The sequence below is a fragment of the Rhizobium leguminosarum genome, assembly GCF_019798305.1.
GTDB lineage: Bacteria > Pseudomonadota > Alphaproteobacteria > Rhizobiales > Rhizobiaceae > Rhizobium > Rhizobium leguminosarum_U.
In genome coordinates, this window is sequence record NZ_JAAXDD010000001.1 from 668,249 (window position 1) to 694,580 (window position 26,332).

The 26,332-nt window shown below is 60.0% G+C and carries 28 protein-coding genes and 1 pseudogene; 12 read left to right on the forward strand and 17 right to left on the reverse strand.

What is annotated here, in order from left to right; translation table 11 throughout:
- Positions 1–68: 68 nt before the first annotated feature.
- Both HFO99_RS03060 and oiaX read right to left on the reverse strand, forming a co-directional pair.
- Entirely contained in the window at positions 69–1,406 is a 1,338-nt protein-coding gene (locus HFO99_RS03060) for a four-carbon acid sugar kinase family protein (protein WP_222359259.1), read from the reverse strand.
- A 5-nt stretch (positions 1,407–1,411) separates the two neighbouring features.
- Positions 1,412–2,668, reverse strand: coding sequence for a 3-oxo-isoapionate-4-phosphate decarboxylase OiaX (gene oiaX / locus HFO99_RS03065; RefSeq protein ID WP_222359169.1), 1,257 nt, complete (start codon positions 2,666–2,668; stop codon positions 1,412–1,414).
- A gap of 176 nt (positions 2,669–2,844) precedes the next feature.
- Here oiaX and HFO99_RS03070 point away from each other — a divergent pair, with 176 nt between their 5' ends.
- The 8 genes from HFO99_RS03070 to HFO99_RS03105 all read left to right on the forward strand — a co-directional run bounded on the left by HFO99_RS03070 (position 2,845) and on the right by HFO99_RS03105 (position 10,111).
- Positions 2,845–3,549: a transcriptional regulator NanR gene (locus HFO99_RS03070; RefSeq protein ID WP_222359172.1), complete on the forward strand. Its 705-nt coding sequence runs from the start codon at positions 2,845–2,847 to the stop codon at positions 3,547–3,549.
- A gap of 173 nt (positions 3,550–3,722) precedes the next feature.
- Positions 3,723–4,043: a hypothetical protein gene (locus HFO99_RS03075; protein ID WP_222332027.1), complete on the forward strand. Its 321-nt coding sequence runs from the start codon at positions 3,723–3,725 to the stop codon at positions 4,041–4,043.
- A 254-nt stretch (positions 4,044–4,297) separates the two neighbouring features.
- Positions 4,298–4,819, forward strand: coding sequence for a sigma-70 family RNA polymerase sigma factor (locus tag HFO99_RS03080; RefSeq protein WP_222300247.1), 522 nt, complete (start codon positions 4,298–4,300; stop codon positions 4,817–4,819).
- 229 nt (positions 4,820–5,048) lie between these two features.
- On the forward strand, positions 5,049–5,807 hold the full coding sequence (locus tag HFO99_RS03085; protein WP_222332026.1) for a FadR/GntR family transcriptional regulator: 759 nt from the start codon (positions 5,049–5,051) through the stop codon (positions 5,805–5,807).
- A 23-nt stretch (positions 5,808–5,830) separates the two neighbouring features.
- Positions 5,831–6,805: a sialic acid TRAP transporter substrate-binding protein SiaP gene (locus HFO99_RS03090; RefSeq protein ID WP_222359173.1), complete on the forward strand. Its 975-nt coding sequence runs from the start codon at positions 5,831–5,833 to the stop codon at positions 6,803–6,805.
- Between the two features lie 278 nt (positions 6,806–7,083).
- Complete coding sequence (locus HFO99_RS03095; protein WP_222332025.1) at positions 7,084–7,656, forward strand: TRAP transporter small permease; 573 nt, start codon at positions 7,084–7,086, stop codon at positions 7,654–7,656.
- A gap of 4 nt (positions 7,657–7,660) precedes the next feature.
- Entirely contained in the window at positions 7,661–9,067 is a 1,407-nt protein-coding gene (locus HFO99_RS03100) for a TRAP transporter large permease (protein ID WP_222332024.1), read from the forward strand.
- A gap of 9 nt (positions 9,068–9,076) precedes the next feature.
- Positions 9,077–10,111, forward strand: coding sequence for an L-idonate 5-dehydrogenase (locus HFO99_RS03105; protein ID WP_222359175.1), 1,035 nt, complete (start codon positions 9,077–9,079; stop codon positions 10,109–10,111).
- A gap of 87 nt (positions 10,112–10,198) precedes the next feature.
- On the opposite strand, the gene HFO99_RS03110 is transcribed toward HFO99_RS03105, so the two are convergent.
- The gene (locus HFO99_RS03110; RefSeq protein ID WP_222359177.1) at positions 10,199–10,663 is read right to left on the reverse strand and encodes an Lrp/AsnC family transcriptional regulator; all 465 of its coding nucleotides are present in this window, start codon (positions 10,661–10,663) and stop codon (positions 10,199–10,201) included.
- 126 nt (positions 10,664–10,789) lie between these two features.
- Here HFO99_RS03110 and alr point away from each other — a divergent pair, with 126 nt between their 5' ends.
- The 3 genes from alr (at position 10,790) to HFO99_RS03125 (ending at position 14,300) form a co-directional block, all read left to right on the forward strand.
- Entirely contained in the window at positions 10,790–11,923 is a 1,134-nt protein-coding gene (gene alr / locus HFO99_RS03115) for an alanine racemase (RefSeq protein WP_222359179.1), read from the forward strand.
- Between the two features lie 29 nt (positions 11,924–11,952).
- Entirely contained in the window at positions 11,953–13,203 is a 1,251-nt protein-coding gene (locus tag HFO99_RS03120; protein WP_222359181.1) for a D-amino acid dehydrogenase, read from the forward strand.
- Between the two features lie 74 nt (positions 13,204–13,277).
- Positions 13,278–14,300, forward strand: a complete 1,023-nt coding sequence (locus HFO99_RS03125) for a helix-turn-helix transcriptional regulator (protein ID WP_222359183.1) — start codon at positions 13,278–13,280, stop codon at positions 14,298–14,300.
- Positions 14,301–14,378: 78 nt separating this feature from the next.
- Here the strand turns inward: HFO99_RS03125 and HFO99_RS03130 are convergent, their stop codons facing one another.
- Positions 14,379–15,713 carry an aspartate aminotransferase family protein gene (locus HFO99_RS03130; protein WP_222359185.1) on the reverse strand — a complete coding sequence of 445 codons (1,335 nt, stop codon included), beginning with the start codon at positions 15,711–15,713 and terminating at the stop codon, positions 14,379–14,381.
- A gap of 142 nt (positions 15,714–15,855) precedes the next feature.
- Here HFO99_RS03130 and HFO99_RS03135 point away from each other — a divergent pair, with 142 nt between their 5' ends.
- A complete protein-coding gene (locus HFO99_RS03135) occupies positions 15,856–16,404 on the forward strand; it encodes a cupin domain-containing protein (protein ID WP_003550363.1) in 549 nt (182 codons plus the stop codon).
- Positions 16,405–16,503: 99 nt separating this feature from the next.
- On the opposite strand, the gene HFO99_RS03140 is transcribed toward HFO99_RS03135, so the two are convergent.
- From HFO99_RS03140 to HFO99_RS03200, 13 genes and pseudogenes are all read right to left on the reverse strand, one after another.
- Positions 16,504–17,286 (reverse strand): pyrroline-5-carboxylate reductase, encoded by a 783-nt coding sequence (locus HFO99_RS03140; RefSeq protein WP_222359187.1) that lies wholly within the window; start codon positions 17,284–17,286, stop codon positions 16,504–16,506.
- 339 nt (positions 17,287–17,625) lie between these two features.
- The gene (locus tag HFO99_RS03145; RefSeq protein WP_222300222.1) at positions 17,626–18,207 is read right to left on the reverse strand and encodes a TadE/TadG family type IV pilus assembly protein; all 582 of its coding nucleotides are present in this window, start codon (positions 18,205–18,207) and stop codon (positions 17,626–17,628) included.
- Position 18,208: 1 nt separating this feature from the next.
- Positions 18,209–18,739 (reverse strand): TadE/TadG family type IV pilus assembly protein, encoded by a 531-nt coding sequence (locus HFO99_RS03150; RefSeq protein ID WP_222300220.1) that lies wholly within the window; start codon positions 18,737–18,739, stop codon positions 18,209–18,211.
- Positions 18,736–20,097, reverse strand: a complete 1,362-nt coding sequence (locus tag HFO99_RS03155; protein WP_222359189.1) for a TadE/TadG family type IV pilus assembly protein — start codon at positions 20,095–20,097, stop codon at positions 18,736–18,738. Before HFO99_RS03155 ends, HFO99_RS03150 begins: the two co-directional genes overlap by 4 nt.
- A gap of 394 nt (positions 20,098–20,491) precedes the next feature.
- Positions 20,492–21,205, reverse strand: coding sequence for an RNA polymerase sigma factor (locus HFO99_RS03160; protein WP_222332012.1), 714 nt, complete (start codon positions 21,203–21,205; stop codon positions 20,492–20,494).
- Between the two features lie 41 nt (positions 21,206–21,246).
- On the reverse strand, positions 21,247–21,567 hold the full coding sequence (locus HFO99_RS03165; protein WP_222359192.1) for a cupredoxin family copper-binding protein: 321 nt from the start codon (positions 21,565–21,567) through the stop codon (positions 21,247–21,249).
- 9 nt (positions 21,568–21,576) lie between these two features.
- Positions 21,577–22,098: a DUF4142 domain-containing protein gene (locus tag HFO99_RS03170; protein WP_222332010.1), complete on the reverse strand. Its 522-nt coding sequence runs from the start codon at positions 22,096–22,098 to the stop codon at positions 21,577–21,579.
- Between the two features lie 220 nt (positions 22,099–22,318).
- Positions 22,319–22,456, reverse strand: a pseudogene (locus tag HFO99_RS03175) (aldehyde dehydrogenase family protein); the annotation flags it as partial.
- Positions 22,457–22,603: 147 nt separating this feature from the next.
- Entirely contained in the window at positions 22,604–22,999 is a 396-nt protein-coding gene (locus HFO99_RS03180) for a hypothetical protein (protein ID WP_222359195.1), read from the reverse strand.
- Positions 23,000–23,039: 40 nt separating this feature from the next.
- Positions 23,040–23,273, reverse strand: coding sequence for a BrnA antitoxin family protein (locus HFO99_RS03185; protein ID WP_222332008.1), 234 nt, complete (start codon positions 23,271–23,273; stop codon positions 23,040–23,042).
- 132 nt (positions 23,274–23,405) lie between these two features.
- Positions 23,406–24,449, reverse strand: a complete 1,044-nt coding sequence (gene ligD / locus HFO99_RS03190; RefSeq protein WP_222359197.1) for a non-homologous end-joining DNA ligase — start codon at positions 24,447–24,449, stop codon at positions 23,406–23,408.
- An 8-nt stretch (positions 24,450–24,457) separates the two neighbouring features.
- The gene (locus HFO99_RS03195) at positions 24,458–25,276 is read right to left on the reverse strand and encodes a Ku protein (RefSeq protein WP_222247984.1); all 819 of its coding nucleotides are present in this window, start codon (positions 25,274–25,276) and stop codon (positions 24,458–24,460) included.
- A 12-nt stretch (positions 25,277–25,288) separates the two neighbouring features.
- Positions 25,289–26,188: a Ku protein gene (locus tag HFO99_RS03200; protein WP_222247982.1), complete on the reverse strand. Its 900-nt coding sequence runs from the start codon at positions 26,186–26,188 to the stop codon at positions 25,289–25,291.
- Between the last annotated feature and the right edge of the window lie 144 nt (positions 26,189–26,332).

Consider the following 26,332-nt stretch of genomic DNA (forward strand, 5'->3'; position numbering starts at 1 on the left):
ATGAGTCAATCACCATATCACTTAATTCATATGATCCACACGTTTTTCTGCCCCAAGCCGGGAAACCATCAGTGCTTCCTTCCATCGCGGATCTGCGTGAAATAGCCGTCGGTCCCGACTTGACCGCCTTTGAGGGCGATCTGCAGGCCGTTGGTCGGCTGGTAGTTGCCATGCGCAAGGCAAAGCGGAGAACCCGGCGTCTGCGGCAGCGGCAGCAGCGTCGTCAGCGCGTCGATCTTCAACCGCCTGAGGGCGTGACTCGATGTGTCGCCGCCGGCGACGACGGCCCGTGAAAGCCCTTCGTTCTCGATCAAGCGCAGCAAGATCGTACCGAGCGCGCTGCCGAGCCGGTGACGAGCCCCCGGAAGCCTGTCGATGTCGGCGCCGCGGTCTGCGGATGGTCCAAGCGCGGTATAAAGGATGACGCTCTTGCCTTGCCTGAGCTGCTGGGTTCCAGCCTCCACCGCAGCATTTACCGCGTCTTCGCCATGCTCCGAGACCAGTGCAAGCGGATCGAGCGCGATACTCTCGAAGCCATTGTCGACAGCCGTTCGGATCTGGCGCTCGGTCGTCGGCGATACGCTGCCCGACACGACGGCGAGGCGGTCGACCGGGCCGATATCAGGAAACTCGGCGCTGCTCGCACCAATGAAGCCGCTCCGCCGCCATGCGCTGAGCAGGGCATATTCGACCCCCGAGGAGCCGGCGACAAAACGTCCGGAACGGCCGGTGACACGAAGCAACTGCCGACCCGCGGCCTCCTGCGTCGCCTCGGAGTCGACATCGATGAGCAGTATCCCTTCTGAAACCGACGCCAGCTCGTCGACACGCGCATCGGCGTCCGTCGCGGTGATGGCGACGAGATCGGCCACCAGGACGGGGAGGTCGGTCTGCTTCGACAGGTGGACCGCAAGGTCCGCCTCGTCCATCGGGGTCACCGGATGGCGGCTCATGACGGGATGGCGGTCGATGCGAAAGATGCGGCCCTGGTAGACGGCAAAGAGGTTGCCGAATGCCGTGTAGCGCTTCAGTTGCGGCGCGCCGACGATGACGGGTACGACGGATTGCCCGAAGACCGATCGGCCGATTTCGATCGCCTTGCCGATATTGCCGATTTCGGGGCTGGAATCGAAGGTCGAGCAGACCTTGTAGTGGCAGATGTCGGCGCCGAGCGAGTTCAGCCACTCGAAAGCGCGCGCAAGATGCTCTTGCATCCAGGCGGGCGTCTCGCTGCGGCTTGTCCCGGCAATGCCGATTGCGCGGCAATCTCCAAAACGCGCGAGCAGTTCCGGCGTCGGAACGTCGAGGAAGAGCACGGTCGACACACCGTTCGAGGCCAGGGCCTCCATCACATCGGTGGAGCCGGTGAAGTCATCCCCGTAATAGCTGACGAGAGGTCCATCCATCGTGGTCACGCGCCCTTGCCGTCGCTGAATTTTGCAATCGAAGCGGCGAGCTCCGGATGATCTTTCGCGTAGGTCTCCAAGGGGATGTCCGCGACCGCGGCCTGCCAGGCCTGCTGCACGGCCCGAACGCCGGCCGCCGGGCCATGGGGGTGGCTGACGATCCCCCCGCCGCAGAGATAGAGAAGATCGACGGTCCGGCCGGTTCGCTGATAGGTCTCAGGCGCCTGTCCTCCCCACTGACCCGAGCCGGCGACCGGAAGCGGGCAATCGGAGGCGTCGAAGAGCGGCGTGCTGACGGCCTTGAAGGACGAGACAAAACTGTCGTCCGGCTCCCAATACTTGACCCTGATGCCGTTGATCTGAAACTGATCGACCCCGAGCAGCCGCCAGAATTGCTGGTATACCTTGAAATCCATGCCGGCGCCCGGGTCACGCGTCAGCACATCCCAACCATTTCGATGCGCGTGCAGCACCAGATTGGAGCGCTTGCGCAGAAAGCTCATGCCGCCGAAGCCAACTGAGTTGATGTTGACGACGGCGCAGTTGCCGCCGGCCTTGGCGACGATGTCGTGGTTGCGCATCATCTCGTCGGGATCGGCATGCGAGATGCCGAAGGCATACATGACCTTCTTACCGGTCTTCTGCTCGTGATCGAGAATGCGCGGCATGATCGCCGCAACGCGGTCCTTGAGTGGGGAATAGGCCGGGCTCATCAGTTTTTCGTCATCCTTGATGAAGTCGACGCCGGATGAGATCAGCTTGCCGACGAGTTCCGCCGTTTCGTGCGGTCTGAGGCCAAGTGCCGGCTTGACGATCGTTCCGATGATGGGCCGGCCTTCGACGCCGGTGAGGCGGCGGCTTCCGGGGATGCCGAACTGCGGTCCGGGATGCGCGCTTTTGAAGGCTTCGGGCAGCGTCATACCGACAACGCGGATGCCGCTCATGCCCTTGATGGAGTAGACGCCGCCGATCGCAATGGTCATCAATGCCGAAAGGTCGGTGCCGATCGCGTCCAACGGAAAGGCGATGTCGACATCGGCACGATTGAGCAGTGTGCCGGGGGGGACCTCGGGCCAGGTTGGATGGCGCGCATCTTCGAGTGAGCGGATCGCCAGCACGCGGGCGGCGACACGCGATTTCAGCTCTTCGGTTTCGCCGGGGACGGGCACGAAGGTGCCGGTCGACTGGTCGCTTGCGATCTTTTCCGCCATTGCCTCGACGCTGCCGGGCGTTTCGATACGGTAGGTCAGGGTAATCATCATGAAACTGACGGTTGCTCCTCTCGTCACACAGATTGCCATGGCGTCAACTCGTGAACTGGTATAATGAGTATTCCAAGTGATGAAAAGTAGAATCTTCGGATCCGCAAATTTTCGCCGACAGCTTTGTTCTCGACCCGGAAACTGTTAGGAGGAAGCATTTGAGCCAGCGAGATGTTATGACCCAGCCCCTCGAACAAATCGTCCGCCGGAAACTCTCTGACGAAGTGTTTGATCGACTTGAGCGAATGATTACCTCGGGCGAGCTTCAGCCCGGCGACGAAATGCCTTCCGAGCGGGTGCTGATGGAACGCTTCGGCGTCGGCCGGCCGGCGATCAGGGAGGCCATGCAGTCCCTTGCCAATAAAGGCCTTGTCAGCATTTCGCATGGCGAGCGGGCGAAGGTCCTCAGGCTGACGGCAAAATCGATATTCCGCCAGGTCGATCTCACTGCCAAGATCATGTTGTCGCAATCGTCGGACTCGCTGGAATATCTGAAGAGCGCGCGAATCTTCTTCGAGCGGGGGATGGCGCGCGAGGCCGCGCAGCGTGCCTCTGCAAGCGATATCGCCGATCTCAGGAACATCATCGAACGCCAGCGAATGTCGCTTGGCCGGGCCGAAGAGTTCATCGACGCGGACATGGAATTCCACACCCGCATCGCGCAGATATCGGGCAACCCGATCTACGTAGCCGTCAGCGAAGCAATGCTTGCCTGGCTAAAGGAATATCATACCGAGATGCTGATCTGGACCGGCAAGGAAAAATTCACGCTCGCCGAACACGACGAAATCGTCGACCGCCTTGAATCAAACGACGTGGATGGCTCGGAAACGGCACTCCTCAAGCATCTTGAGCGGTCGCGGGCGCTTTACGCGAAATAATAGCCTATCCCTTACGCGCAATAGCTGTCCATTTTTGCTGCTGAAACAGCAACTTTTGACTGCGCGCTTGCCGTGGGCGCGGTAGCGCATTTTGTCGGCTGCAGCGGAACAATGATCTAAGAACGAGGTTCTGACTGGGTTAAGCATGCAAGGATCCCAAGGAGGACATCACAATGCGTATGAAACTCGTAGCAGCGTCACTATTGGCTATCGGCATGGCCACATCCGCCTTCGCCCAATCGAATCCGGCGCCGGCCGGCGCCACCATCGATAAGAACCAAGCCGACCAGGGTGGCGGCGCAGCCAGCGACACGAAGACCAAGAAGCCGATGGCAACGGATACCACCACAACGGGTTCCACGACCAGCGGCACAATGAAAATGGACAAGACCAAGTGCCCCAATCCGGTCGACAACTCTGCCAAGCTTCAAACACAGGGCGGTACGAGCAACGCCACCCCGATGGATGAAGCCTGCGCGGCTCACAACAATTGATCAGCTTCTTCACGAAAACGCCACCTCGTGACCTGACCCCCGAAAGTTGGCAATCCAACCTCGGGGGTTTTGCGTGAGCCCGTCGGGCAGACAGCTGCCGGCACGATGGCTTCAGGCCGCTAGCCTTCCTTTTGCGATGGCGTGATTCACCAACGTGAAATGTGCCCGAACGGGTCAAACGACGTGTTTGTCCGATATCGTACGGCAACGATTAGAACGTCCAGAACTTTTCCTTCTCATCCCGGGAGAGAAAAATGGCGTCAGTATCTTCCATACACTCTGCGTCGCACGACACGTCCGCAATCGAGCTAGAAATCGTTGCACTGACGCCGGCATTGCGCATCTTTGCCAGAAGGTTCCTGCGTAGCAACGACGATATCGACGATCTTGTGCAGGAAACCTTGTTGAAGGCATTGAATTCGCTTCATCTCTACCGTCGCGGCACCTCCCTGAAATCCTGGCTTTTCACCATCCTTCGAAACACGTTCTGCACCAATTATCGCAAACAGAAACGCGAACCGACGGGAATGGACGTGATGGTGGAACGGATCGCGATCGCGCCGACCCAGGAATGGGCGCTGCGGGAACACGAACTGCAGCAGGCACTCACACTTCTTTCAGACGACAGGCGCCGCGCCCTGACACTGGTGGCTGCCGGTACCAGCTACGAGGACGCCGCCAGAATATGTGGGTGCCGGATCGGCACGTTGAAAAGCCGCGTCAGCCGCGCCCGCGAGTCCCTGCACTTGATGCTCGGAAACCATCTTCGCGACTGATCATGCGCCTGTTCTTTTGATCGTGCTCTTCTCGGAGACGATCAGAAACTCCGGCTAGAACAGGATGTCGTCCGAAAACCGCTCACTTTTCGGCATCATGCTCTAAACTCTCCTTTTCCAGTTTATGCGACGGATTGACGTACAACCCACGCGATGTTACCTATACCTTAATTGGTCAGGCCAGTTGACCAGCTGCGCGCTTGAGGAGAAGCCGCCGAGGGAGGCCACGATGTTTTCGCCTGTTGAATCACGGCGCCTGTATCGACAGGTCGCGGATCAGATTCGCCTGATGATTGCGAGCGGCGAGCTTGCCATCGGCCAGCGGCTGCCGGCCGAGCGCGACCTGGCGGAGCAACTGTCGGTTTCACGCCCGACCGTCCGCGAGGCGCTGATCGTCCTGGAGGTCGAAGGTCTTGTCAACATCCGCATGGGATCCGGCATCTATGTGGTGCGCCAGCATGCTGCGGCCGTCACTGGGGCGGAGCGCGAGCCGGTGGAGGGCCCCTTCGAGCTGTTGCAGGCGCGGGCCCTCATCGAATGCGCCATCGCCGAAGAAGCTGCAAGTCGGGCCAAACCGGACGATATTGCTCTGCTCGATGAAGCTCTGATGCGCATGAGTGGCGTGGTCAACGATGCAATCGCGGTGCTCGATGCCGATCGCGCCTTCCACACCGGCATTGCCGCCATCATTGGGAACGCGACATTGATCCGCGTAACGGGCGAGATGTTCGACATGCGCATGACCCCTTATTTCGCAAGGCTCGCCAGCCACTTCGAAGGGCCCACGACATGGCGCAGCGCCCTGGACGAGCATCGGGCCATTCGCGACGCGATCGCCGCCGGCGATGCCGCTGGCGCCAAGGCGGCCATGCGCACCCATCTCACCATGTCGCAGAAGAGGTTTTCGGAGAGCTTCGGGGAGGAGTTCTCTGGGGAAGAGGAGCGCGGACGCAACAAGCGGCCGCCGAAAGGAACTGCCAAGACTTAACCCAAGCTCGGGAGGAGAGAGCAATGAAAAGCAGACTAGCAACGATACTTTGCACTGCAGCCGCGATCATGGCGAGCAGCGCCATCGCCCATGCCCAGACAGTGCTGAAATGGGCGCATGTCTATGAAACATCAGAGCCCTTCCACACGGATTCCGTCTGGGCCGCAGAAGAGATCAACAAGCGCACCGACGGGCGCTACAAGATCGAGGTCTATCCGGCCTCGCAGCTCGGCAAGGAAGCCGACATCAACCAAGGCCTCAAGCTCGGGACGGTCGACATCATCATCTCGGGATCGAGCTTTGCGGCACGCGACTACAAGCCGATCGGCGTAACTTACTTTCCCTATATCTTCCGCGGTCCCGATCACCTGATCGCGTACACCAAGAGCGATGTCTTCAAGCGTCTTGCCAAAGGCTATGAAGACAAGACCGGCAACCACATCGCTGCCGTCAGCTATTACGGCACGCGCCATACGACTTCAAACAAGCCGATTGCCAAATGCGCCGATATGCAGGGCCTGAAGATCCGGGTGCCTGACGTTCCGGCCTATCTCGCCATGCCGCGCGCCTGCGGTGCCAACACCACGCCGATCGCCTTTGCCGAAGTCTATCTCGCTTTGCAGAACGGCACGGTCGAGGCGCAGGAAAACCCGCTGACGACAATCGAGGCGAAGAAGTTCTACGAAGTCCAGAAGAACATCATCCTCACCGGCCACATCGTCGATCACCTCAACACCGTGATCTCGAAGACGCGGTGGGCGAGCCTTTCCGATGAGGACAAGAAGATATTCGGCGAGGTCATGCAGGAGGCAGCCGAGCGCACGAGCAAGACGATCGCCGGCAAGGAAAACAGCCTCATCGCGACCTTCAAGGAAAAGGGCCTGAATGTCACTGGAGTCGACAAAGCCGATTTCGAAAAGACCGTGATGGAAAAGGTCAAGTTCGAGGATTTCGGCTACGAGAAGGCCGATTGGGAAGCAATTCGCGCGATCCAGTGAAGCCCGTAAGCCACCTTTTCGTGATGCCGCTCACCCTAACCCTCTCGCCGTTTAGACGGGGAGAGGGGACGTGCCAAATGCAGCGTTGAGGGTTGAAGAAACCGGCGCGCCATGCCCCTTCTCCCCGCTGGCGGGGAGAAGGTTGCGGCAGCCGGATGAGGGCAGGAATCGGCGCTCACTGAGCCGAGGATCACGCCGAGCAAAGGACAATGTTTGTCGACAACTGAAGGGCGCGCCGCCACGCGCGCTCCTTCTTCCCCAACCGGAACAGGCCGATCATGTCGCAAGAAATTCATACGCAAATCACGGCCGAAGAAATCGGTCACGAGTTCGAAGGGCAGGCGCCGACCGCAAACGTCTCGGATTACGCCGTCGAGGACTGGATCACGCTGCTGGTCTTCTGGCTGATGGCCGGCTGCGTCTTCCTGCAGTTCTTTACGCGCTATGTGCTGAACGACAGCTACGCATGGACCGAGGAGATCGCGATCAATTGCCTAATCGGCGTCGTCTTTCTCGGTTCCGTCATGTGCGTACGCACGTCGCGGCATATCCAGGTGGATGTGTTCTATCACTATATGCCGGCAGGTCTGGCGCGCGTGCTCGCCACTTTGGTCGATATCGTCCGCATCGGCTTCTTCGCCTATGGCTGCCACCTGATGTGGCGTTACGTCGACATCGTCGCGGACGAACAGATGGTCACCGTCGACCTGCCGCGCAACATCGTCTTCTACAGCGTTCTCGCCGCCTTCGTGCTGATGCTGATCCGTGCGGTCATCGTCTTCATCGCCAACATGCGCCGCGGCTACTCCGTTCTGGAGCGCCCCGAAGAATTCCAGACCGTCGAGGGTTGATCAGATGCTGCTGCTTCTTGGTTCGTTCCTGGTGCTGATGCTGATCGGGGTGCCCGTCGCCATTTCGATGGCGGTCGCATCGGTGCTTTACATCGTCCTTTATGGCATTGCCCCAGATATCATCGTCGCCCAGCGCATGATCGCCGGCGTCGAAAGCTTCCCGCTGCTCGCCGTGCCCTTCTTCATCCTCGCAGGCAACCTGATGAACTCGGCCGGCGTCACCGGCCGCATCTATTCCTTTGCTGTTGCTCTCGTCGGCTGGATGAAGGGCGGTCTGGCGCAGGTCAATATCATCGGTTCCGTGATCTTCTCCGGCATGTCCGGCACCGCGCTTGCCGATGCGGCCGGTATCGGCACGATCGAGATCAAGGCGATGAAGGATCACGGTTATCCGGTCGAGGCCGCGGTCGGCGTGACAGCGGCGTCGGCAACGCTCGGGCCGATCTTCCCGCCGTCGCTGCCTTTCGTGATCTACGGCATGATGGCCAACGTCTCGATCGGCGCTCTTTTCATGGCTGGCATCCTGCCCGGCATCGTCATGACACTGCTGATGATGATCACCGTCGCCGCCTTCGCCTATCGGAAGCGCTGGGGCTCGGACGCGCCGTTCGATGTGAGGCAGTTGCTGTCGGCAGGAATGGAAATCGTCGTCGTGCTGGCAGTCCCGCTGGCCATCTATCTGCTGATGCAGGCGGGCGTATCGATGAATGTTGCAGCGGGCATTGCCCTTGCCCTGCTTCTTGCGCTCGACTGGTATTTCCGCTTCTCCGCCGTCATGGCGCTGATGACGCCCGTCATCCTGATCGGCGGCATGACGATGGGCTGGTTCACGCCGACGGAGGCCGCCGTCGCAGCTGTCCTCTGGTCTCTGTTCCTCGGTCTGGTGCGCTACCGCACGATGACGCCCTCGACGCTCGCCAAGGCAAGCTTCGATACGATCGAGACGACGGCATCCGTTCTCTTCATCGTCACCGCGGCATCGGTCTTTGCCTGGCTGCTAACGGTGAGCCAGGCGGCACAGCTGCTGTCCGATGCGATCCTCTCCATCACCGACAATAAATGGGTTTTCCTGATCCTGGTGAACCTGCTGATGCTCTTCGTCGGCTGCTTCCTGGATACGATCGCGGCCATCACCATCCTCGTGCCGATCCTTCTGCCGATCGTCCTGAAATTCGGGATCGATCCCGTCCAGTTCGGTCTCATCATGACGCTGAACCTGATGATCGGCCTGTTGCACCCGCCGCTCGGCATGGTGCTTTTCGTGCTGTCGAGGGTTGCGAAACTCTCTGTCGAACGCACGACCATGGCGATCCTGCCCTGGCTGGTGCCGCTCTTCCTGGCGTTGATCCTGATCACCTTCGTGCCCGCCGTATCGCTGTGGCTGCCGCAGCAACTCGGGCTGCTGAGATAGGAGCGGAAGATGCGGACACGTGTGGCACGGCTTTACGAAAAGGGCGATCTCAGGATCGAGACCGAAACGGTTGCGGCCCCTGGTCCCGACGAGGTGCTTCTCAAAATGGCCGCGGCAGGGATTTGCGGCTCCGACCTGCATTATTATCAGGATGGCGGCTTCGGGCCGGTCAGGGTTCGCGAGCCGATCATACCCGGCCACGAGGCATCGGGAACCGTGAGCCAGGCGGGCGAGCGGGTCGACCTGAAGGCCGGGACGCTGGTGGCGGTCAATCCCAGCCAACCCTGCGGGCATTGCGAATATTGTCAGAAAAACATGCCGATCCATTGCCTGGAAATGCGCTTCATGGGCAGCGCGATGCGCCTGCCGCACGAGCAGGGCATGTTCCGGGAATGGCTGGTGGTGCCGGCCAAACAGTGCTTTGCGGTCGGAGTTGCGACAACTGCCGCGGAAGCAGCCTGCAGCGAGCCGCTCTCCGTCTGCCTGCACGCGGCATCGCGCGCTGGAGATATCACAGGCAAACGCGTGCTGATCACCGGCGCCGGCCCGATCGGGGCCTTGATGGTTGCCGCCGCCTCCTATCATGGCGCCAGCGAGATCGTGGTGACCGATCTCGCGGATGCGGCGCTGGAACGGGCAAAAGCGATGGGCGCCAGCCGCACGATCAATGTTTCCACGAATGCCCAGGCACTTGCGGAATTCGAGGCGGGAAAGGGCTATTTCGATCTCGTCTTCGAATGCTCGGCCGCCGCCCCGGCCATCCGCGGCGCGATTGCCGCCATCAGGCCGCGTGGAACCATCGTGCAGGTCGGCGTCACGGGAGACGTGCCGATTCCTCTCAACGCCATCGTCGGCAAGGAGCTTCAACTCCACGGAACGCAGCGCTTCCATGAGGAGTTCGGCACTGCCGTCGCGCTGATCTCCAGCCGCAAGATCGATGTGCGGCCAATCATCAGCCACAGCCTGCCGCTCGAAGAAGCCACCGCGGCCTTCACTCTCGCTGGGGGCCGTGCGGCCGCCTGCAAGGTGCAACTGACGTTTTAGAGCGCAGCACGAAGCCGGTCCGTCGGCGGAGCGGAGCAGAAGATCGGCTCTTATTGGCAGGCGGTTGGGCGGCTTGGTGATCGCGGTTCAGCGCCTGCCCTTCGTGCGCGTCGCCAGAACATTGCGGATCGAGAAGCTCGAATGAATCCTGAGGACACCGGGCAAGGTCGACAGTATGTCCTTGTGGATCCGCTCGAACTCGCCGGCATTGGCGACCTCCACACGCAGCAGGTAGTCCGAACCGCCCGTCATCAGAAAACATTCCCGGATCTCGGGATGCCGGCGGACCGCCGCCTCGAGCCGGTCGAGATAGTCCTCCGTTTGTCGTTCGAGGGTGATGTTGATGATCACGGCGATCATCTCATCCGCATTGCCGGTGTCTACCAACACCGTATAGCCGCGGATCACGCCTGATTTTTCCATGATCTTGATGCGCCTGAGACAGGCCGATGGAGAGAGACCGATCTCTGCGGCGAGCTTGGCATTGCTCATGCGAGCATCGAGGCGCAGCAGTCTCAGGATATTGCGATCGATCGCGTCGAGAGCGGGCATGAGAGATCGTTCCAATTTCTTATCGATTATGCGGATAACACGCACGTTGCGCAATAATCAACTACTGTATGATCGGCAATTTCGCTCGTTATTTCATAAACTCCTTGAAATCAAAAAGGGGTGGTCATGGATAGCGATATTTTGGTTTCCCGCACACGCACCGCGACGACCGCGCAGGGAGCCACGGGCTATCTGACGATCGATCTTGCCGCCCTCGGCCGCAACTATCGCAAGCTCATCTCAATGCTGGCACCGGCCCGCGCCGGGGCCGTCGTCAAGGCCGATGCCTATGGCCTTGGCGCCGAGCGGGTCGCGAGAACGCTTTACGGTGAAGGTTGCGGGCATTTCTTCGTCGCCCAGTTCGTCGAGGCCTTGAGGCTCCGGCCGACCCTTGCGCATGACGCCCAGATTTTTGTGCTGAACGGCTTACAGCCGGGCAATGAACTCGCCTGCGCTGAGATGGGCATCGTTCCGGTTCTCAATTCACTGGCGCAGTGGCAGCAATGGTCGGCGGCTGCGCGCATTCTGAAGCGCTGCCTGCCGGCCGTCCTGCAATTCGACACCGGCATGTCGCGGCTCGGTTTTCCAAAAGAAGAGCGAGCACAGTTGGCGGCGGCTCTTCGCGACGGCAGCAATGTCGAAATCCTGTTCATCATGAGCCATCTGGCTTCGGCCGATGACATGGACAGCGAGCAGAACGGCGAACAGTTTGCCGAGATGTCCCGCATCGCCGACGAATTTCCCGGCTTCGACATTTCCTTCGCCAATTCCGGCGGCGCTTTCTTGGGCGAAGCCTACCACGGCGTGCTCGCCCGCCCGGGCATCGCGCTTTATGGCGGCGCTCCGAATGCCGGCGAGAAGAACCCGATGGAGCCGGTCGTCAGCCTTGATGTCGCAGTCGTGCAGACGCGCACCGTGCCGGCGGGGACGAAAGTCGGTTATGGCGGCGCGCATGTCACGCAACGGGAAACACGTCTCGCCACCATTGCCGCAGGCTATGCCGACGGCCTGCCGCGGAGCCTCAGCGACCGCGGCGCCGTCTATTTCAAGGGCATCCGTCTGCCGATTGTCGGCCGCGTCTCGATGGACAGCGCGACCGTCGACATCTCAGCACTGCCCGAAGGGGCCCTGACCTTCGGCAATCTCGTAGAAGTGCTTGGCCGGCATCAGACGCTCGAAGACATTGCGCGCGACGCCAGCACCATTTCCTACGAAATCCTAACCGGCCTGGGCGATCGTTACGACAGGCAATATCGCTAAGAGCCTGCGGCTCCATGATTGGGAACATCATGAAAGTAATCGTTCTAGGAGCCGGCATCGTCGGCGTCACATCCGCTTATCAGCTGGCCAAGGCCGGCCATGAGGTTACGGTCATCGACCGGCAGCCGGGTCCGGCGCTGGAGACCAGCTTTGCCAATGCCGGCGAAGTCTCCTTCGGCTATTGCTCACCATGGGCCGCGCCCGGCATCCCTATGAAGGCCATGAAATGGCTGTTCATGAAGCACGCGCCGCTCATCCTGCGCCCGAAACTCGACATGGCCATGCTCTCCTGGATGGCGAGGATGCTGTCGAACTGCACGTCCGAGCGCTACGCGATCAACAAGAGCCGCATGCTGCGCCTTGCCGATTACAGCCGCATCGCGCTGGCCGATCTTCGCACCGAAACCGGTATTGCCTATGACGAACGCATGCAGGGAACCCTGCAACTGTTCCGCACTGAGCAGCAGCTCAATGCCTCGGCAAAGGATGTCAAGGCGCTTGCTGCCGACGGCATTCCCTATGAGGTGCTGGACCGGGACGGCTGCATCCACTTCGAACCGGCGCTCAGGCATGTGCGCGACAAGATTGTCGGCGGTCTGTTGACGCCGAAGGACGAGACCGGCGATTGCTTCAAGTTCACCAATGCGCTGGCGGCCAAAGCCGAGGCGCTCGGCGTCCGTTTCGCTTACGGGACAACGATCAAGGCGCTGGATGTCGAGGCCGGCCGCGTGCGTGGGATCATCACCGATCGTGAGCGAATGAGCGGCGAGGCGGTGGTGGTCGCGCTCGGCAGCTATTCGCCGCTGCTGCTCAAGCCGCTTGCCATCCGGCTGCCGGTCTATCCCGTCAAGGGCTATTCGCTCACCATCCCGATCACCGATGCGTCACGTGCGCCGGAATCGACCGTCATGGACGAGACCTACAAGATCGCGATCACCCGGCTCGGCGATCGCATTCGTGTCGGCGGCATGGCTGAAATATCGGGCTATACGAATGATCTTGGCCTCGCCCGCCGCAGCACGCTGGAACATTCGGTCACCGATCTCTTCCCCGGCGGCGATATTTCCAAGGCCTCCTTCTGGTCCGGCCTGCGTCCGATGACGCCCGATGGCACGCCGGTCATCGGCGCGACCAAGATTGCCGGCCTTTATCTCAATACCGGTCACGGCACGCTCGGCTGGACCATGAGCACCGGTTCGGCGCGCCTCATCGGCGATCTCGTCAGCGGGGGACGGCCGGAAATCGATGCGAAGGACCTCGCAATCAGCCGCTACGGCTGAAAGCAGCCTGGCAACGCAAACAAGACGAGCATGATTGCGCAAGTTCGCTATCACGTGTACATCGGAGGTCCCGAATGTCGGTAAATTCTCGTATCCGGAACAACGGCGGCCTCACCCGACAGCTGGCGGAGCAGCGCATGTCAATTCGGGAGACGGCACACAGCGGAACAGACCCGGACGAGCTCTCGGAAATATTGTCGACGCCGAACTCTCCGATCAAGGTTGCCGCCGAAGGCAATATGCCGATTGCATACCGCTGCAATTTTGTCTCCGTCGGTGAAGAGGTAACCGTAGCCGACTGCACCTACGAAGGCACAATCCTGATCAGGCGGGAGGCGCCCAGCGACAGGATGATCGTTTTTCTGCCGGTGGAAGGAACCGCATCTTTCGAAGCCATGCGGGAGCAAATCTATTCAGTTCCAGCCCGAGGTACCATTCTGGAGGCAGGTCGCGCCGCCGGTGCCCGCCTGTTTGGGCCGCGCCGTCATTTCGGCCTGTTCGTCGATCAGGCGAAGATCGTCAGTCACCTCACGCATATGTTCGAAAGAACGATCAGCGGCGACATCGATTTTCATCCGCACATCGATCTGACGAGCGGCCCGGGGCTTGTATTGCAGCAAATTGTTTCGAGCCTGCATCGTGGTCTCAGCGGCAACGGACCGTTGCAACGGGCGCCGCTCGCCGCCAGCTTACTCTGCGACGCGGCGATCTATCTGCTTCTAGAATCCTGCCCCAATCGTTATTCCAACGAGCTTGCGCTTCCTGCTCCTGGGCCGGCTCCGCGCCATGTGAAATGGGCCATCGACTTCATGCAGGAACACATCGCCGAGCCGATTTCGCTCAAGGATATCGCGATAGCGGCCAAAGTCAGCGTCCGGACCTTGCAACAGGGTTTCCGGCAGTTCAGGGAGACGACTCCGATGTCCTATCTGCAGGACCTTCGGATGGCCGCCGCCCATCGCGATTTGCTCGAATCCGACGAGAGGCAGGCCATCGCCGACGTCGCGCTGAGATGGGGCTTTACGCATCGGGGGCGATTTGCGGCCGAATACAGGAAGCGTTTCGGCCTACTGCCGTCACAGACCTTGAAGCGCTGAACTCCGTCTCGCTGCGCCGGGTGGTTCCATCGGGCAATGGACCAGACATCCGATCGCCGACGGAAGCTGCACTCGGATCTATACTGCGCGCTTCAAAGCATCGCCGAGGATCGAAACGATCGTGTCGATCTGGGCTTTCTCGATAATAAGCGGCGGGGAGAGGGCGATTATGTCGCCGGTCACCCGGATCAGCAAGCCCTTGTTGAAGCAGTCAACGAAGATTTCGTAGGCGCGGCTTCCCGGCGCCCCGTCACGAGGAGCCAGTTCGACTGCGCCGACCAGTCCGAGATTGCGGATGTCGACGACATGAGGCAGGCCTTTCAGTGAATGGAGCGCCTCCTGCCAGTCCTCGGCCAAACCGGCTGCGCGGGTCAGCAGGCCTTCCTCCTCGTAGATCTCCAGAGTAGCGAGCCCGGCGGCGCAGGCGACCGGATGGCCGGAATAGGTGTAGCCATGGAAGAGTTCGATCGCGTTTTCCGGTCCGATCATCAGGCCGTCATAGACCTTGCGGTTGGCAAAGACCGCGCCCATCGGGATCGTACCGTTGGTAATGCCTTTTGCCGTGGTGACCAGGTCGGGCACGACGCCAAAATAGTCGGTCGCAAAAGGAGTACCCAGACGCCCGAAGCCGGTGATGACCTCGTCGAAGATCAGTAGGATGCCGTGCTTGTCGGCGGTTGCGCGCAGCTTCTCCAGATAGCCTTTCGCCGGCAAAACCACGCCCGCCGATCCCGACATCGGCTCGACGATAACCGCGGCGATTGTTTCGGCGCCGTGCAGTTGCACCAGGCGCTCGAAGTCGTCAGCCAGTTCGACGCCGTGTTGGGGAAGGCCCTTTGAAAACGCATTGCGCTCGACGTCGAGCGTGTGACGCATGTGGTCGGCCGGTATCTGCGGGAAGACCCGCCTGTTGTTGACGAGACCGCCGACGGAAATGCCGCCGAACCCGACGCCATGATATCCCTTCTCGCGCCCGATGATCCGCGTGCGGGTGCCTTGGCCGATCGCCCGCTGATAGGCGATGGCGATCTTGAGCGCCGTATCGACCGATTCCGAGCCCGAGCCGGTGAAGAAGATTCTGTCGAGCTTGGCGTCAGGACCGCCCGGCGCGATCGCAGCCAATTTCGAGGCGAAGTCGAAGGCAATCGGATGCCCCATCTGAAAGGTCGGCGCATAGTCCAGCGTTGCAAGCTGTCGCTCGACGGCTTGGGCAATCTTCTTGCGGCCGTGGCCGGCGTTGCAGCACCAGAGCCCGGCCGTGCCGTCAAGCACCTGATTTCCATCAATGTCGGTGTAGTACATTCCCTCCGCGGCTGCCAGAAGGCGCGGCGTCGCCTTGAACTGCCGGTTAGCGGTGAACGGCATCCAGAAATTTTCGAGTACGGGCGCGTTCGTTTTGCTGAGCTGGTCCATCCTGGCCTCCTTTGGGGTGGCGCCGAGAATGACAATTTCTCCTTTTCAAACAAGTCCTTTTCTTAGTCGGTGCAAGTTATTGAAATTCAACAATGGAAAGGTATATTTTTGGGTATTCTGGACAACGCAAACGAACAGTATCATGTCAGTCGATATCGGCAGCCGCCTTCGCCATCTCCGCATCGCCCACAAGCTTTCGCAGCGTGAGCTCGCCAAGCGCACCGGCGTGCCCAATTCGACGATCTCGCTGATCGAATCGAACGCCTCCAACCCGTCCGTCGGGGCCTTGAAACGAATCCTGGACGGCATCCCCATCGGTCTGGCGGAATTCTTCGCCTTCGAGCCCGAGCGTCCACGGAAGGCCTTCTATGCGGCCGAGGAGCTGGTGGAGATCGGCAAGGGCGCCATCTCCTACAGGCAGGTTGGGGAAAACCTGTTCGGGCGCAGCCTGCAAATTCTCAAGGAATGTTATCAGCCGGGCGCCGACACCGGAAAGGTTCCGCTTGTTCACGAGGGGGAGGAGGGCGGTATCGTGCTCTCGGGACGGCTCGAGGTGACGGTCGATGACGAGCGGCGTATCCTTGGAGCGGGCGACGCCTACTATTTCGAAAGCAGACGCCCGCACCGCTTCCGCTGCGTCGGACCGGTGCCCTGCGAGGTCATCAGCGCCTGCACGCCGCCGACGTTCTAAAGCGCGTCGCGATCTTTCAGATTCGCTCCTCGCGCTTTAGGTCTTTGTTTACGCATGTCGTTATCGCAAAACCGCTGCACACTTTTGCGCCGACATGCTTTAGTTCCTGCCCTCGATGCGGGCAAGCACGCCATCGAGTGCGGCGGTCAGCGCGACAAGGCCGCCCTTCTTCTCGAAGTCTGAGAAAACCTGCTCGTTCAGTCCGTCCCTGGTCGCAAATTCCCGGCTCAGCGCGCTGAACGGTTCGTTGCCGGGGCTGTTTGCTTTTTGCGCGAGGCTTGCAAAGAGCGGGGCAATGTAGGCCTGTCCCTTCGCCTTTTCGAGACCCCTTCTTTCCAGCCAAACGGCAACCTGCTCCATGATGCCGAAATAGGTCGACATCATTGCGCTTGCAGCGGCGAGAAGATCATACTCCTTCCTCGACTGGCATTGGACAGCCGTTCCGAGCACATCGAAAAGCGCTGCGACGGCGGTATCGGGCGGATAGATGGCTGTGACGCCTTGCCGGCCTGCGACGAAGGGCAGGGGAATCGCCTGCACCAGATGCACATCGGCGCCGATCCATTCGGAGAGGGCCCGGCGCTCCGTCGCCGCGACGAGGCTGACGACCATTTGGCCATCCCTGAACGATAGCGCGCGCACGACCTCCTCAGCGACCTGCGGCCGTATTGCCAGGAACACCATGTCGCTGCGCTCGACGACGTCCTGGTTGTCCTTGGCAATGGTGACGGCGGCGAATTCGTCGGCCAGCGTCGCGGCGATGTGAGCGCTTCGTGGAGATACGTGAATCTCGGAGGCATAGGCCGGCTCGGTGAGCAGCCCGCGAACCATCGCTTCGGTAATCGCGCCGGTGCCGACGAATCCAATACTGTCGATTTTCATTTGATCACTCCACGGCCAGCAGCGGGCCCGACGCGACATCCCTGTACCGAACCACATCGCCTTCGACATGACAAAGGTGGCGGCTGCGCCTTCACCCAGGACCTGCGACCGACTATGCACCCGGCAAGCGCCGGGTCAATGCCGTTTGCCTCAAAGCCGGTGTACGCGCTTCGGCGGCCGGACGATTGCAGATCTCGACAAACGAGCGGAAGCCGGATTGGAAACGGGCTGGCTGAATTCGGTGGCGGATGCCGGACAGTTGGCGACGATCGATCCGTAGAGGACTATCGCGATAGTCGCGGCTGCGCCGGCTCAAGCCCGTCGCGACACACCTTGAGCTCAGTTGTAAGTGATCGTGTCGCCGACCCTCGGGCGATTGAAGTAATGGCGATCGAAGCTGTAGCCATTCTGCCCGGTGAAGTTTGAAAAGAACGCCGAGACCGGCGTTGTCAATGTGTACTGCACCCGGGTCAGCACGACCTGTACGCCGTCATCCTGGATCTCCGAAGGCACCTCGATTGCGCTCGCCGAGCCGGAGTTCAGTGCGGAGGTGTTGAGTGCTGCAGACCAATTGACCGTCGCACTGCCGCTCATGGCGATATCGTCCACCGCGACGGTGATCGTCAGCCCTGTCGTGTCATAGGGCTGCAGGATGAAGCTGGCGCCGGAGAGGAGCTTGGCGACATCGGACTTCGTCCAGGAGCCCTGCTGTGAAATCATGTCGCCAGTGGAAGAGGCGATCTCATCTATCTTTCGGCTGACTGTGAGCGCATGGCCGAGATCGACGGTGCCGAACAGGAGCATCACCAGGATCGGCAACACAAGCGCGAATTCCACGCCCGAAGCCGCCGACCGGTCGCGCATGAGATGACGGGCGCGGGATCGGGTAAAGCGGAAAAAGGACTGGCTCCGCCTCATCATGTCAGAAGGGCTCGTTGCGGAACAGAACGGAAGATCCGAGCAGGTAGCGGCCATCGGAAAGCTGGGCGCTCGACAGGCTGAAGAAATTGACGACGGCCGTCCATGGCAGGAACGTCTGAACCAGGATGTAGTCGCTGCCCTTGCCGATATCATAGGTCTCGGTGACCGTGAGATTGCCGCTGTCGTCAATGGGATCGCCGCTGGCGGCCGACGAGAGGTCGGAGAGCACGTTCACGTTGACCAGGAGATCGCTGGAACAGCTGAACGACAGAAGCATGTCGTTGCAGATTCTGGCCTTGAAATCGGCCAGCGTGATCTTGGAGGATGCAACCTCGCCGGTGCGGATCATCCGGGAGATCTTGTGCACCGAAGCGTCCAGCGCCGAGTTGACGAAGAACATCAGCGACACTTCGATAATGCCGAAGATCATGATGAAGAGCGGCAAAGCCAGGATCGCAAATTCGATCGCAGCGACCCCTTTGCGATCGCCAAGCAGACGGTGCAACGATGCGAAGCGTTTCCCTCGCCTCATTGGGTCAGCCTGACGGATGCGAGATATTGGGTGAAAAGCGCCGACAGGCCTGCGGTGATCTCGGCTGACGACGATGCCGATATGAACAGGCTCTTGGACGATGCGCAGTCGGAAAGCGCATAGGGGATATAATCCCGTCTCGTGATGCTAGTCGACACGCCACTTTGCATGGTGGCACCATAGGTGCCTTTCCAGTTGGCGCTGGCCATGGTCGACCCGACGGTTGCGTTGTAGCCCCAATCCGACGTAAGCGGCAGGTATTCGGTATAGAGGACCGCCATGGTGGCGGACTGGTCTTTGAGGTAGGCGCACCAAGCTGGATTGAGAGGCGCCACCTTGTTCCAGTATGCCCCGGAAATTGCCTTGTTGTTCGACCATGTGACCTTGTCCGTCACCCATTCGCGCTGCGACTGGACGCCATCCGTCAGCAGGAGAACCAGCTTGAGTGGCGAGTTCGAGGAGGTTCCGTCGCCGCCGGTGCCGACTTTCTGCTTGAGCGTCGCAAGCGACACGTCAAAATAGGTGGCTGCCTTCGAGGTCGCGCTGGTGAGGCCGTAGCTTGCGTCCGCGAGGCGATTGCGTGCCGTGTCGGTGCTGAGCGTCGGGGTCAGAACTTCCGTGAGGGTATCGCCAAGGCTATATAATCCGACCTTGATGCGTTGGTGATTGCTGTCGGACGTATCGATCAAGGCGAGCACGTCCTTGACGGCGTCGCCGGCGACATCGGCGCGCAGCTTTATGTTCTTGGCCTTGCTGTATTGGTAATTGTTGGCGTATTTCGTCGTGCCGATGGTGTGCGCATCGCCCGTGTGGCAGGCGAACTGGCATCCGATGCCGGAATACATGGCCGACTGGCCGGCCGTTGTTGCCGCCAGAAGCATCGACGGGGAAGCGTCGATGACGATATAGACATTGAGATAGGAGGTGGCTGGCCCCTTGACGGCGCTTGCCACGCTGACGGGAACGGTGTCGATGTTGGCGATCTTCATCAGCGTCGTCGGAACCGTGCCGCTCGCCGTCGCCGTGATCTTATGGTTTGACGTGTCAATGTTGATGTCGCCAAGCGTATAGCTGTTTTCCACCTGCGCGTGGAACCAGTCGGAGACCTTTTGCTTGAGAGCGACGGCGTCATCGGTATCGATCTCTTTGACCGCGGCGATCAGGGCCGTGTCGAGGTCGCTCTGCATTCTCTGGCGAACATTGTAGGTTCGGATGTAGTCAAAGCTCGCGCCGACTGCGACGATCATCGGCACCAGGGTGAGGGCAACGACGATCGCGACATTGCCGCCCCTGTCCCTTCCGAGACCGCGAAGAGCTTTGAAGATCCGAGCAAGTGAATACGAAAGACCCGAGCGCAAGAAACCACCGTCACATAAGTCATACTAATGTGCAAGAAGTATCCGAATTGCTTAAGTCTCTGTTAATTTTTGCATTTTCCGGTAGAATGCGGACTGTCGAGCATTGTTTCGTGCGCATATTGTATATGTCTGCGAATTATGGATAGTCGCGGAATGACATAGTGTCTCGCTCATGAAGCGGGGACATACGTGAGTGAAACCGAAGCGGCAACACGCCCGCGCCCATGCGCGACCTCTCCGGCGGTTTCTTTCGAAAGGCTGAGCTATCTAAGGAGATCAGTGTGCTGGCAGCAGGTTTTCTCTTTCTACCGCTCTCGCGCGAAAGACAGGCCGACGAGGCCGGCGATCGAGACGCTTGAGGACAGGGCATTTCTCCCGCCGATACTGCGAGTCATCATCGTGTGTCGTCGTGAAGGGCGGCAATGACGCGATCGGCCATGTAGGCGCAACGGGCGCCATCAAACGGGAACAGCGCCGAGAAAGCTCCGGAGAGCTTCTTTTGGATCGACCGGCGCATCATCTTGCGCGCCCGGTGCAGTCGGGTCTTGGCCGTTTCGGGTCTTATGCCGAGATAAGATGCGGCCTCCTCCGTGCTCATGCCTTCGACATCCCGCAGCACGAAGACGGCGCGAAAATCATCGGGGAGCTCGTCGACCGCGTTTTCGAGGAGACGCCGCGCCTCGCTTCTGGACAGCTCGGTTTCCGGGTCGGTTGCAGACAGAGAGGACGGAAACTGTAACACTTCGCCACTCGGCGCCGTCGTCTGCATGTCGATTTCCTCGAGCCCGGTGGTGTTCTTTCGGGCCCGCACACGGCCGAGCGCCTCGTTGAGCGTAATGCGGGTCAGCCACGTCGAGAGTTGCGCCTCGCCGCGGAAGGCCGCGAGATTGGTGAAAGCCTTGGTGTAGGCCGCCTGGACGACGTCTTCAGCCTCCCAATCGTTGCGGATGACGGCGCGCGCGGTGCGGAACAGGCGCTGATTGTGCCGCTGCACGATAGTTCGGATGGCGGACTCGTCGCCCATTTTCGCCAGCGGCACCAGATCGGCGTCGGACAGTGTCGACGTCTGCTGCCGATGTTGCCCCGCCGGAACTGGAATGGCTGCCATGGAAATTCTCCGCCTGCTTACCCGTTCGATTGAAGCCCGGCCTACGGCCGAACCTCCAATTTGCCCGTCATCGCGGGATGAAAACGACAATAGAAATCGATGGCTCCCGCTTCGCCGATCGTCATTCGGCCTTCCGATTTCGGTGGCAGATCGATATCGAAGCTCTTGTCACGAGCGGTTGCCGTGTGCCTGAATATATCATCGTTTCTCCACACGATCACGTCGCCGACATGCAGCTCGGCAGGCGGCGAGCCGAATTTCATGCCCGCGATGGTGATCTGATACTCCGTCGCCGAGGCAACCCCGTTGCCCGCCCAAAGCAGCGCAGACAGCAGCGGGAGCGATTTCATGAGCGAGCCCATCCCTCCTGCCTATTTGATCATCGAAGCCAGATGCTCGGCATGCACCTGATGTTCCTTGAACAGGGTCAGGCCCGTTTCCAGCAGCGATTTGAGCTCTTTATTCTGCGCCGAAGGGATCAAGGTGTTGGCAAGCGCTTCGTTGACCGACTTGTGATATGCAACTTCGTTTTCGACATAAGCATTGTCGAATGCTGCGCCGTTGAGTGTCTCCAGCGTCTTCAGTTCCTTATTCGCCTGTGTCGACAGGGACTGGCTGACCGGGTTGTCTTCGGGTGTCACTTTCAGCTTCTTGACAAGGGCTAGCGCCTGGTCGTTGACGGCCTTGTGGTCGCGCTCCATGGTTTTGGCGAAAGCGATGACTTCCGCATTCTTGCTTTTCTTCAGCGCCTGCTCTGCTGCCGTGACATCGATCTGCCCTGCCGTATAGGCGATGTGGGCGATCTGAGGATCGGTCGGCTTGGCGTCGGCGGCGATCGAAGCCGTGCCGAGCGATGCCGCCATCAGGGTGGCGCCGAGAATTCGTTTCAACATGATCTGTCTCCCTTGTGTCGTGACCGAATGCCTTCCGGCGGCAGCGGTGGTGCGCCTTCGGAAGCCAACATTGGATGCAGGTCTGTCGAAAAGGTTCCCGGAAATTTCGGGCACGGAAAGGGCGCTTGTCATCAATGTCGGTCGCCGACGCGTCAGTCTTTGCCGAGAAAGCGCTGAAGCACGATGGCGTGGTTGTGATGCAGATCTTTCGCCCCGTAGAGTGCACGGTCGGGCCATTGATGTGGCAGATGCCGGATCCGATCCGCGCCGCAACCGCCATTGCCCGTTGGACATTCCGGCTGAAGACGGCCGACGACAGGCCGTATTCGGTGTCGTTGGCGATGCGGATGGCTTCTTCCTAAGAGTTACGCTTTACATGTGCCTCAGGCAGTGGTCATGCTCTACTCGTTCTTCGTGGACCACTGCGTCTCCTCGATGACCGGTGCAGTGAAGGAGTGAAGTCTACCGCGGCCACGCCGTTGCTTCCTGCAGCGGAGCTTTCCCATCATGTATCGACACCTCGTCTTGCCGAGATCGAATAATTGTAAATTGCCGCGTAGCTCGTCGATACGAGCAGCGGAAATGCGATGGTCTTGAGTATTTCCGGCGTACCGGTCGCCGCATGGATTGCCACGAGAATGCTGGCTGAGCCGATACAGGCAATGAGTGGCGGCGCCCAAAATCGCACAGATCCGACGAAGCGCCTTGAAAGCCAGTCGATGATGGATTTCAGGAAAAGCGTCAGGCAGGCGGATATCGTACCCTGCACAAGGCCGGCATAGAGCGGCAATGGCATGGCGTACGCGCGATTGACGAAAACCGCCCAGCTGCCCATCGCCAAAAAGGCGAAGAGAACATGTACGACGCCGCTGCGGAGTAGCCGGTGCAGTGCATTCGGCATCACAGCGACCACCCGTGGCGCATAAGAGGGTGCAACAGGGTCAGAGCCTGTTCTTCATCGCGGCGCGCAATATGTCGTTGATCCGATCCTGCCAGCCGGGGCCATCTTCCTGGAAATAGGCAAGCACATCACTGTCGATCTTGAGCGAAACAAGCTCCTTTGTATTCGGCAGCGTCGGCCGCTCAACGGTTGGCTCCGGCTTCTTCTTCGCGGGTTTGAACAATGCCTCGGCAGCATCCATTGGATTGACAGGTCTGCGGGGCGAGTTTGCCATCGTTATGACTTTCTGTTGCCTGTCGGATCGACATATGAGCGGCATACGGGATCTCGGCTGCTTCGTCGACTATTTAGCTTGTTTACAGGGGCGATTCAGATTTTAGGCCGACTCGGCTTAAATCATCCTGTTCTAGGCCATATCGAAGACAGCCGCGTTGTCCTGAACCTCGCGTAGCCCCTTGTAGGACGCATGGCGGAGATTGCCGTCATCGGTCCAGCCGCGAAACTCGATCTCGGCGATCAGCGTCGGTTGCACGAGGACGAGACGCTTGCCCTTCAGGGGAACGGCAGGCCGGCTCGTTTTCAACCGGTCCAGCGTCTTTTTCAGGTAATCAGCATCCCGGGCACTGAAACCGGTTCCGACGGAGCCAACGTAAATCCAGTCGAGACCTCGTCTGCCGGCGAGCAGCAGGCTGCCGATGCCGCCGCGGGCGGATGCTGACTGCTCATAACCGACGATCATGAAGCTCTCGCTCTGGACGCACTTGATCTTCAGCCAATCGCCCGTGCGGCCACTGCGGTAGGGCCGGCCGCGATGTTTGGCGATAATGCCTTCCAGATGACGATGACAGGCGTGCTCGAGGAGGTCTTCGGCTGGCAGGTCTATTTCTTCGGAAATGCGGATCGTCTGATCGTCGCCGTCCGGTATCAGGTCTTCAAGCAGGTGCCGGCGCACGTCAAGCTCGGTGCCGGTCAGATCGTGTCCATCAAGATAGAGAAGGTCGAAGGCGACGAGGATCGACTCGGTCGATACTCGCTTGCCGCCCCGGCCGCCGAGCGAACGCTGCAGGGCGCCAAAATCCGAGCGGCCGTGCTCATCGAGTACAACGGCCTCGCCATCGAGAATGGCGGTCGTGACCCCAAGCCGTTTCACTGCCGCAGCGATGGTGGGGAAGCGATGGGTCCAGTCATGGCCGCCGCGGGTGATGACCCGCACTCCCTTCCGCGCAATATGGATTGCCAATCGATAACCATCCAACTTCACCTCATAGAGCCAGTCCGGTCCCACGGGCACCGTGGGCTTCAGCAACGCGAGGCAGGGCTCGACGCGCGACGGCATTGGATCGAAGGGCAGATTTGGCTGGTCCGGATCGCGTTTGCGGATCGGACGAGACTGCAGCGTTGCGCGGGAATCGTCGAGCAAGGGCAGAATGGGGCGGCGCGGGTGCGTCATAATTGGGTTTAACGCCTCCCCGGGCGGTTTTCGGCTTCGACCGACTTGCGCAGGGCATCCATGATGTTGATGACATTGCTCGGTGCCGGCTGTTGCTTTTCCCCAGCCTTGGGCTTTGCCCTGCTCGGCTTTTTCATCTGCTTCTTCTTCGCGTCGATGATGTCGAGGAGCTTGTCCTGAACGGGGTCGGAGACCATTTTCGGGCTCCAGTGCTGCGTCTGCTTTTTGATGAGCTGCTGGACGAGCGGCATCATCTCGCTGTCTGCAGCCTCGTCATCGACTCTCTCGAAATAGGTGTCGGCGTCGCGCACCTCATCACCATAACGCAGCGTCCAGAGCACGATGCCCTTGCCGCGTGGCTCCAGCATGACGGCGCGTTCCCGCCTTGAGATTACAAGTCTTGATATGCCGACCATATTCTCGGCGGCCATGGCGTCGCGGATGACCGAAAATGCCTCCTGGCCGACCGGATCGTCCGGAGAAAGATAGTAGGGCGTATCGAGCCAGATCCAGTCGACGCCGTCCCGCGGTGCGAAAACTTCGATGTCGATTGTCTTGGTACTGTCGAGTGCAACGTTTTCGAGTTCCTCGTCTTCCAGGATGACATACTCGTTCTCGCCGCGCTGATAACCCTTGACCTCGTCCTCGTCCTTCACCTCCTTGCCGGTGACGGAATCGACATAATGGCTGACGACGCGGTTCTGCGTCTCTCGGTTCAAGGTGTGGAAGCGGACCTTTTCATTTTCCGACGTCGCCGGCATCATCTGAACGGGACAGGTGACGAGCGACAGCTTGAGGTAGCCTTTCCAGTGGGGACGAAGGGCCATGGAATCCTCCAATCAGCTGGCGCGGCGGTGTTGAGCGGCGCCAGAGCCACGCGATTTCGCCGACGTCGCACGCGCTGCCTTCTGGCGCCCCTTTCCGGCATCGGCGTTAACCGCTGAGCGCTTGGTCTTGGCGGACGCGGACATTCCGGCACTTTCACGCAGCGCCTGAAGGAGGTCGCCGGGCTTGGATGCCGGGGGCGTCTTCTTCTTCGGCAGCGTCCGGCCCTCAATCTTAGCCTTCACAAGCTCTGCCACCGCCGCCTCATAGCGGTCGTCGAACTGCTTGGGATCAAATTGGCCTTTTTTCGTGTTGATGATGTGTTTGGCGAGCTCCAGCATCTCACCCTCGATCTTGAGGTCCGGCATTTCCTCGAAAGCCTTTTGCGACGAACGGACCTCATAGTCATAGTTCAAGGTGGAACCGACCAGGCCGTTGCCGTGCGGCCGAATGAGAACGGTGCGCAGGCGCCGGAACAAGACCGTGCGAGCAATTGCCGCAACCCTGGCCTTTTTCATGCCGTCGCGCAGCAGCTTGTAGGCGTCGCCGCCTATCTTGTCAGGGGCAAGGTAGTAGGGCTTGTCGAAATAGACATCATCGACTTCCTCGCAGGGAATGAACGCTTCGACCGTAAGTGTCTTATCGCTGTTTGGAATGGCTGCCGCGACTTCGTCGGGTTCGAGGACGACATATCGCCCATCCTCGATCTCAAAGCCTTTGACCTGATCCTCGCGCTCGACGGGATCGCCGGTTTGGCTGTCGACGAACTCGCGCCGAACACGATTGCCGGTTTTTCGGTTCAGAGTGTTGAAGGCGATCCGCTCGGAGGAGGATGCCGCGGTGTAGAGCGCGACAGGAAACGCGACTTCTCCAAACTTGATGTAGCCTTTCCAATTCGCCCGCGGGGCAACCATCTGCGCGACTCCCTCACACAACCAACGCGATTCAACTGAATCACCTGGCAAATTGTTCCGAGTCGAAACGAATCTAAATTCAACGACTTAACGCGCAGAGATCTCCCGTATTCCGAGTCTGGAGATGTCATTGTTTCGATGACT

Excerpts from the sequence above, each read along its gene's own strand:
- HFO99_RS03060 (WP_222359259.1), bottom strand. The coding sequence starts at position 1,406 with ATGGATGGACCTCTCGTCAGCTATTACGGGGATGACTTCACCGGCTCC.
- oiaX (WP_222359169.1), bottom strand. The coding sequence starts at position 2,668 with ATGATGATTACCCTGACCTACCGTATCGAAACGCCCGGCAGCGTCGAG.
- HFO99_RS03070 (WP_222359172.1), top strand. The coding sequence starts at position 2,845 with ATGACCCAGCCCCTCGAACAAATCGTCCGCCGGAAACTCTCTGACGAA.
- HFO99_RS03075 (WP_222332027.1), top strand. The coding sequence starts at position 3,723 with ATGCGTATGAAACTCGTAGCAGCGTCACTATTGGCTATCGGCATGGCC.
- HFO99_RS03080 (WP_222300247.1), top strand. The coding sequence starts at position 4,298 with ATGGCGTCAGTATCTTCCATACACTCTGCGTCGCACGACACGTCCGCA.
- HFO99_RS03085 (WP_222332026.1), top strand. The coding sequence starts at position 5,049 with ATGTTTTCGCCTGTTGAATCACGGCGCCTGTATCGACAGGTCGCGGAT.
- HFO99_RS03090 (WP_222359173.1), top strand. The coding sequence starts at position 5,831 with ATGAAAAGCAGACTAGCAACGATACTTTGCACTGCAGCCGCGATCATG.
- HFO99_RS03095 (WP_222332025.1), top strand. The coding sequence starts at position 7,084 with ATGTCGCAAGAAATTCATACGCAAATCACGGCCGAAGAAATCGGTCAC.
- HFO99_RS03100 (WP_222332024.1), top strand. The coding sequence starts at position 7,661 with ATGCTGCTGCTTCTTGGTTCGTTCCTGGTGCTGATGCTGATCGGGGTG.
- HFO99_RS03105 (WP_222359175.1), top strand. The coding sequence starts at position 9,077 with ATGCGGACACGTGTGGCACGGCTTTACGAAAAGGGCGATCTCAGGATC.
- HFO99_RS03110 (WP_222359177.1), bottom strand. The coding sequence starts at position 10,663 with ATGCCCGCTCTCGACGCGATCGATCGCAATATCCTGAGACTGCTGCGC.
- alr (WP_222359179.1), top strand. The coding sequence starts at position 10,790 with ATGGATAGCGATATTTTGGTTTCCCGCACACGCACCGCGACGACCGCG.
- HFO99_RS03120 (WP_222359181.1), top strand. The coding sequence starts at position 11,953 with ATGAAAGTAATCGTTCTAGGAGCCGGCATCGTCGGCGTCACATCCGCT.
- HFO99_RS03125 (WP_222359183.1), top strand. The coding sequence starts at position 13,278 with ATGTCGGTAAATTCTCGTATCCGGAACAACGGCGGCCTCACCCGACAG.
- HFO99_RS03130 (WP_222359185.1), bottom strand. The coding sequence starts at position 15,713 with ATGGACCAGCTCAGCAAAACGAACGCGCCCGTACTCGAAAATTTCTGG.
- HFO99_RS03135 (WP_003550363.1), top strand. The coding sequence starts at position 15,856 with ATGTCAGTCGATATCGGCAGCCGCCTTCGCCATCTCCGCATCGCCCAC.
- HFO99_RS03140 (WP_222359187.1), bottom strand. The coding sequence starts at position 17,286 with ATGAAAATCGACAGTATTGGATTCGTCGGCACCGGCGCGATTACCGAA.
- HFO99_RS03145 (WP_222300222.1), bottom strand. The coding sequence starts at position 18,207 with ATGATGAGGCGGAGCCAGTCCTTTTTCCGCTTTACCCGATCCCGCGCC.
- HFO99_RS03150 (WP_222300220.1), bottom strand. The coding sequence starts at position 18,739 with ATGAGGCGAGGGAAACGCTTCGCATCGTTGCACCGTCTGCTTGGCGAT.
- HFO99_RS03160 (WP_222332012.1), bottom strand. The coding sequence starts at position 21,205 with ATGGCAGCCATTCCAGTTCCGGCGGGGCAACATCGGCAGCAGACGTCG.
- HFO99_RS03165 (WP_222359192.1), bottom strand. The coding sequence starts at position 21,567 with ATGGGCTCGCTCATGAAATCGCTCCCGCTGCTGTCTGCGCTGCTTTGG.
- HFO99_RS03170 (WP_222332010.1), bottom strand. The coding sequence starts at position 22,098 with ATGTTGAAACGAATTCTCGGCGCCACCCTGATGGCGGCATCGCTCGGC.
- HFO99_RS03180 (WP_222359195.1), bottom strand. The coding sequence starts at position 22,999 with ATGCCGAATGCACTGCACCGGCTACTCCGCAGCGGCGTCGTACATGTT.
- HFO99_RS03185 (WP_222332008.1), bottom strand. The coding sequence starts at position 23,273 with ATGGCAAACTCGCCCCGCAGACCTGTCAATCCAATGGATGCTGCCGAG.
- ligD (WP_222359197.1), bottom strand. The coding sequence starts at position 24,449 with ATGACGCACCCGCGCCGCCCCATTCTGCCCTTGCTCGACGATTCCCGC.
- HFO99_RS03195 (WP_222247984.1), bottom strand. The coding sequence starts at position 25,276 with ATGGCCCTTCGTCCCCACTGGAAAGGCTACCTCAAGCTGTCGCTCGTC.
- HFO99_RS03200 (WP_222247982.1), bottom strand. The coding sequence starts at position 26,188 with ATGGTTGCCCCGCGGGCGAATTGGAAAGGCTACATCAAGTTTGGAGAA.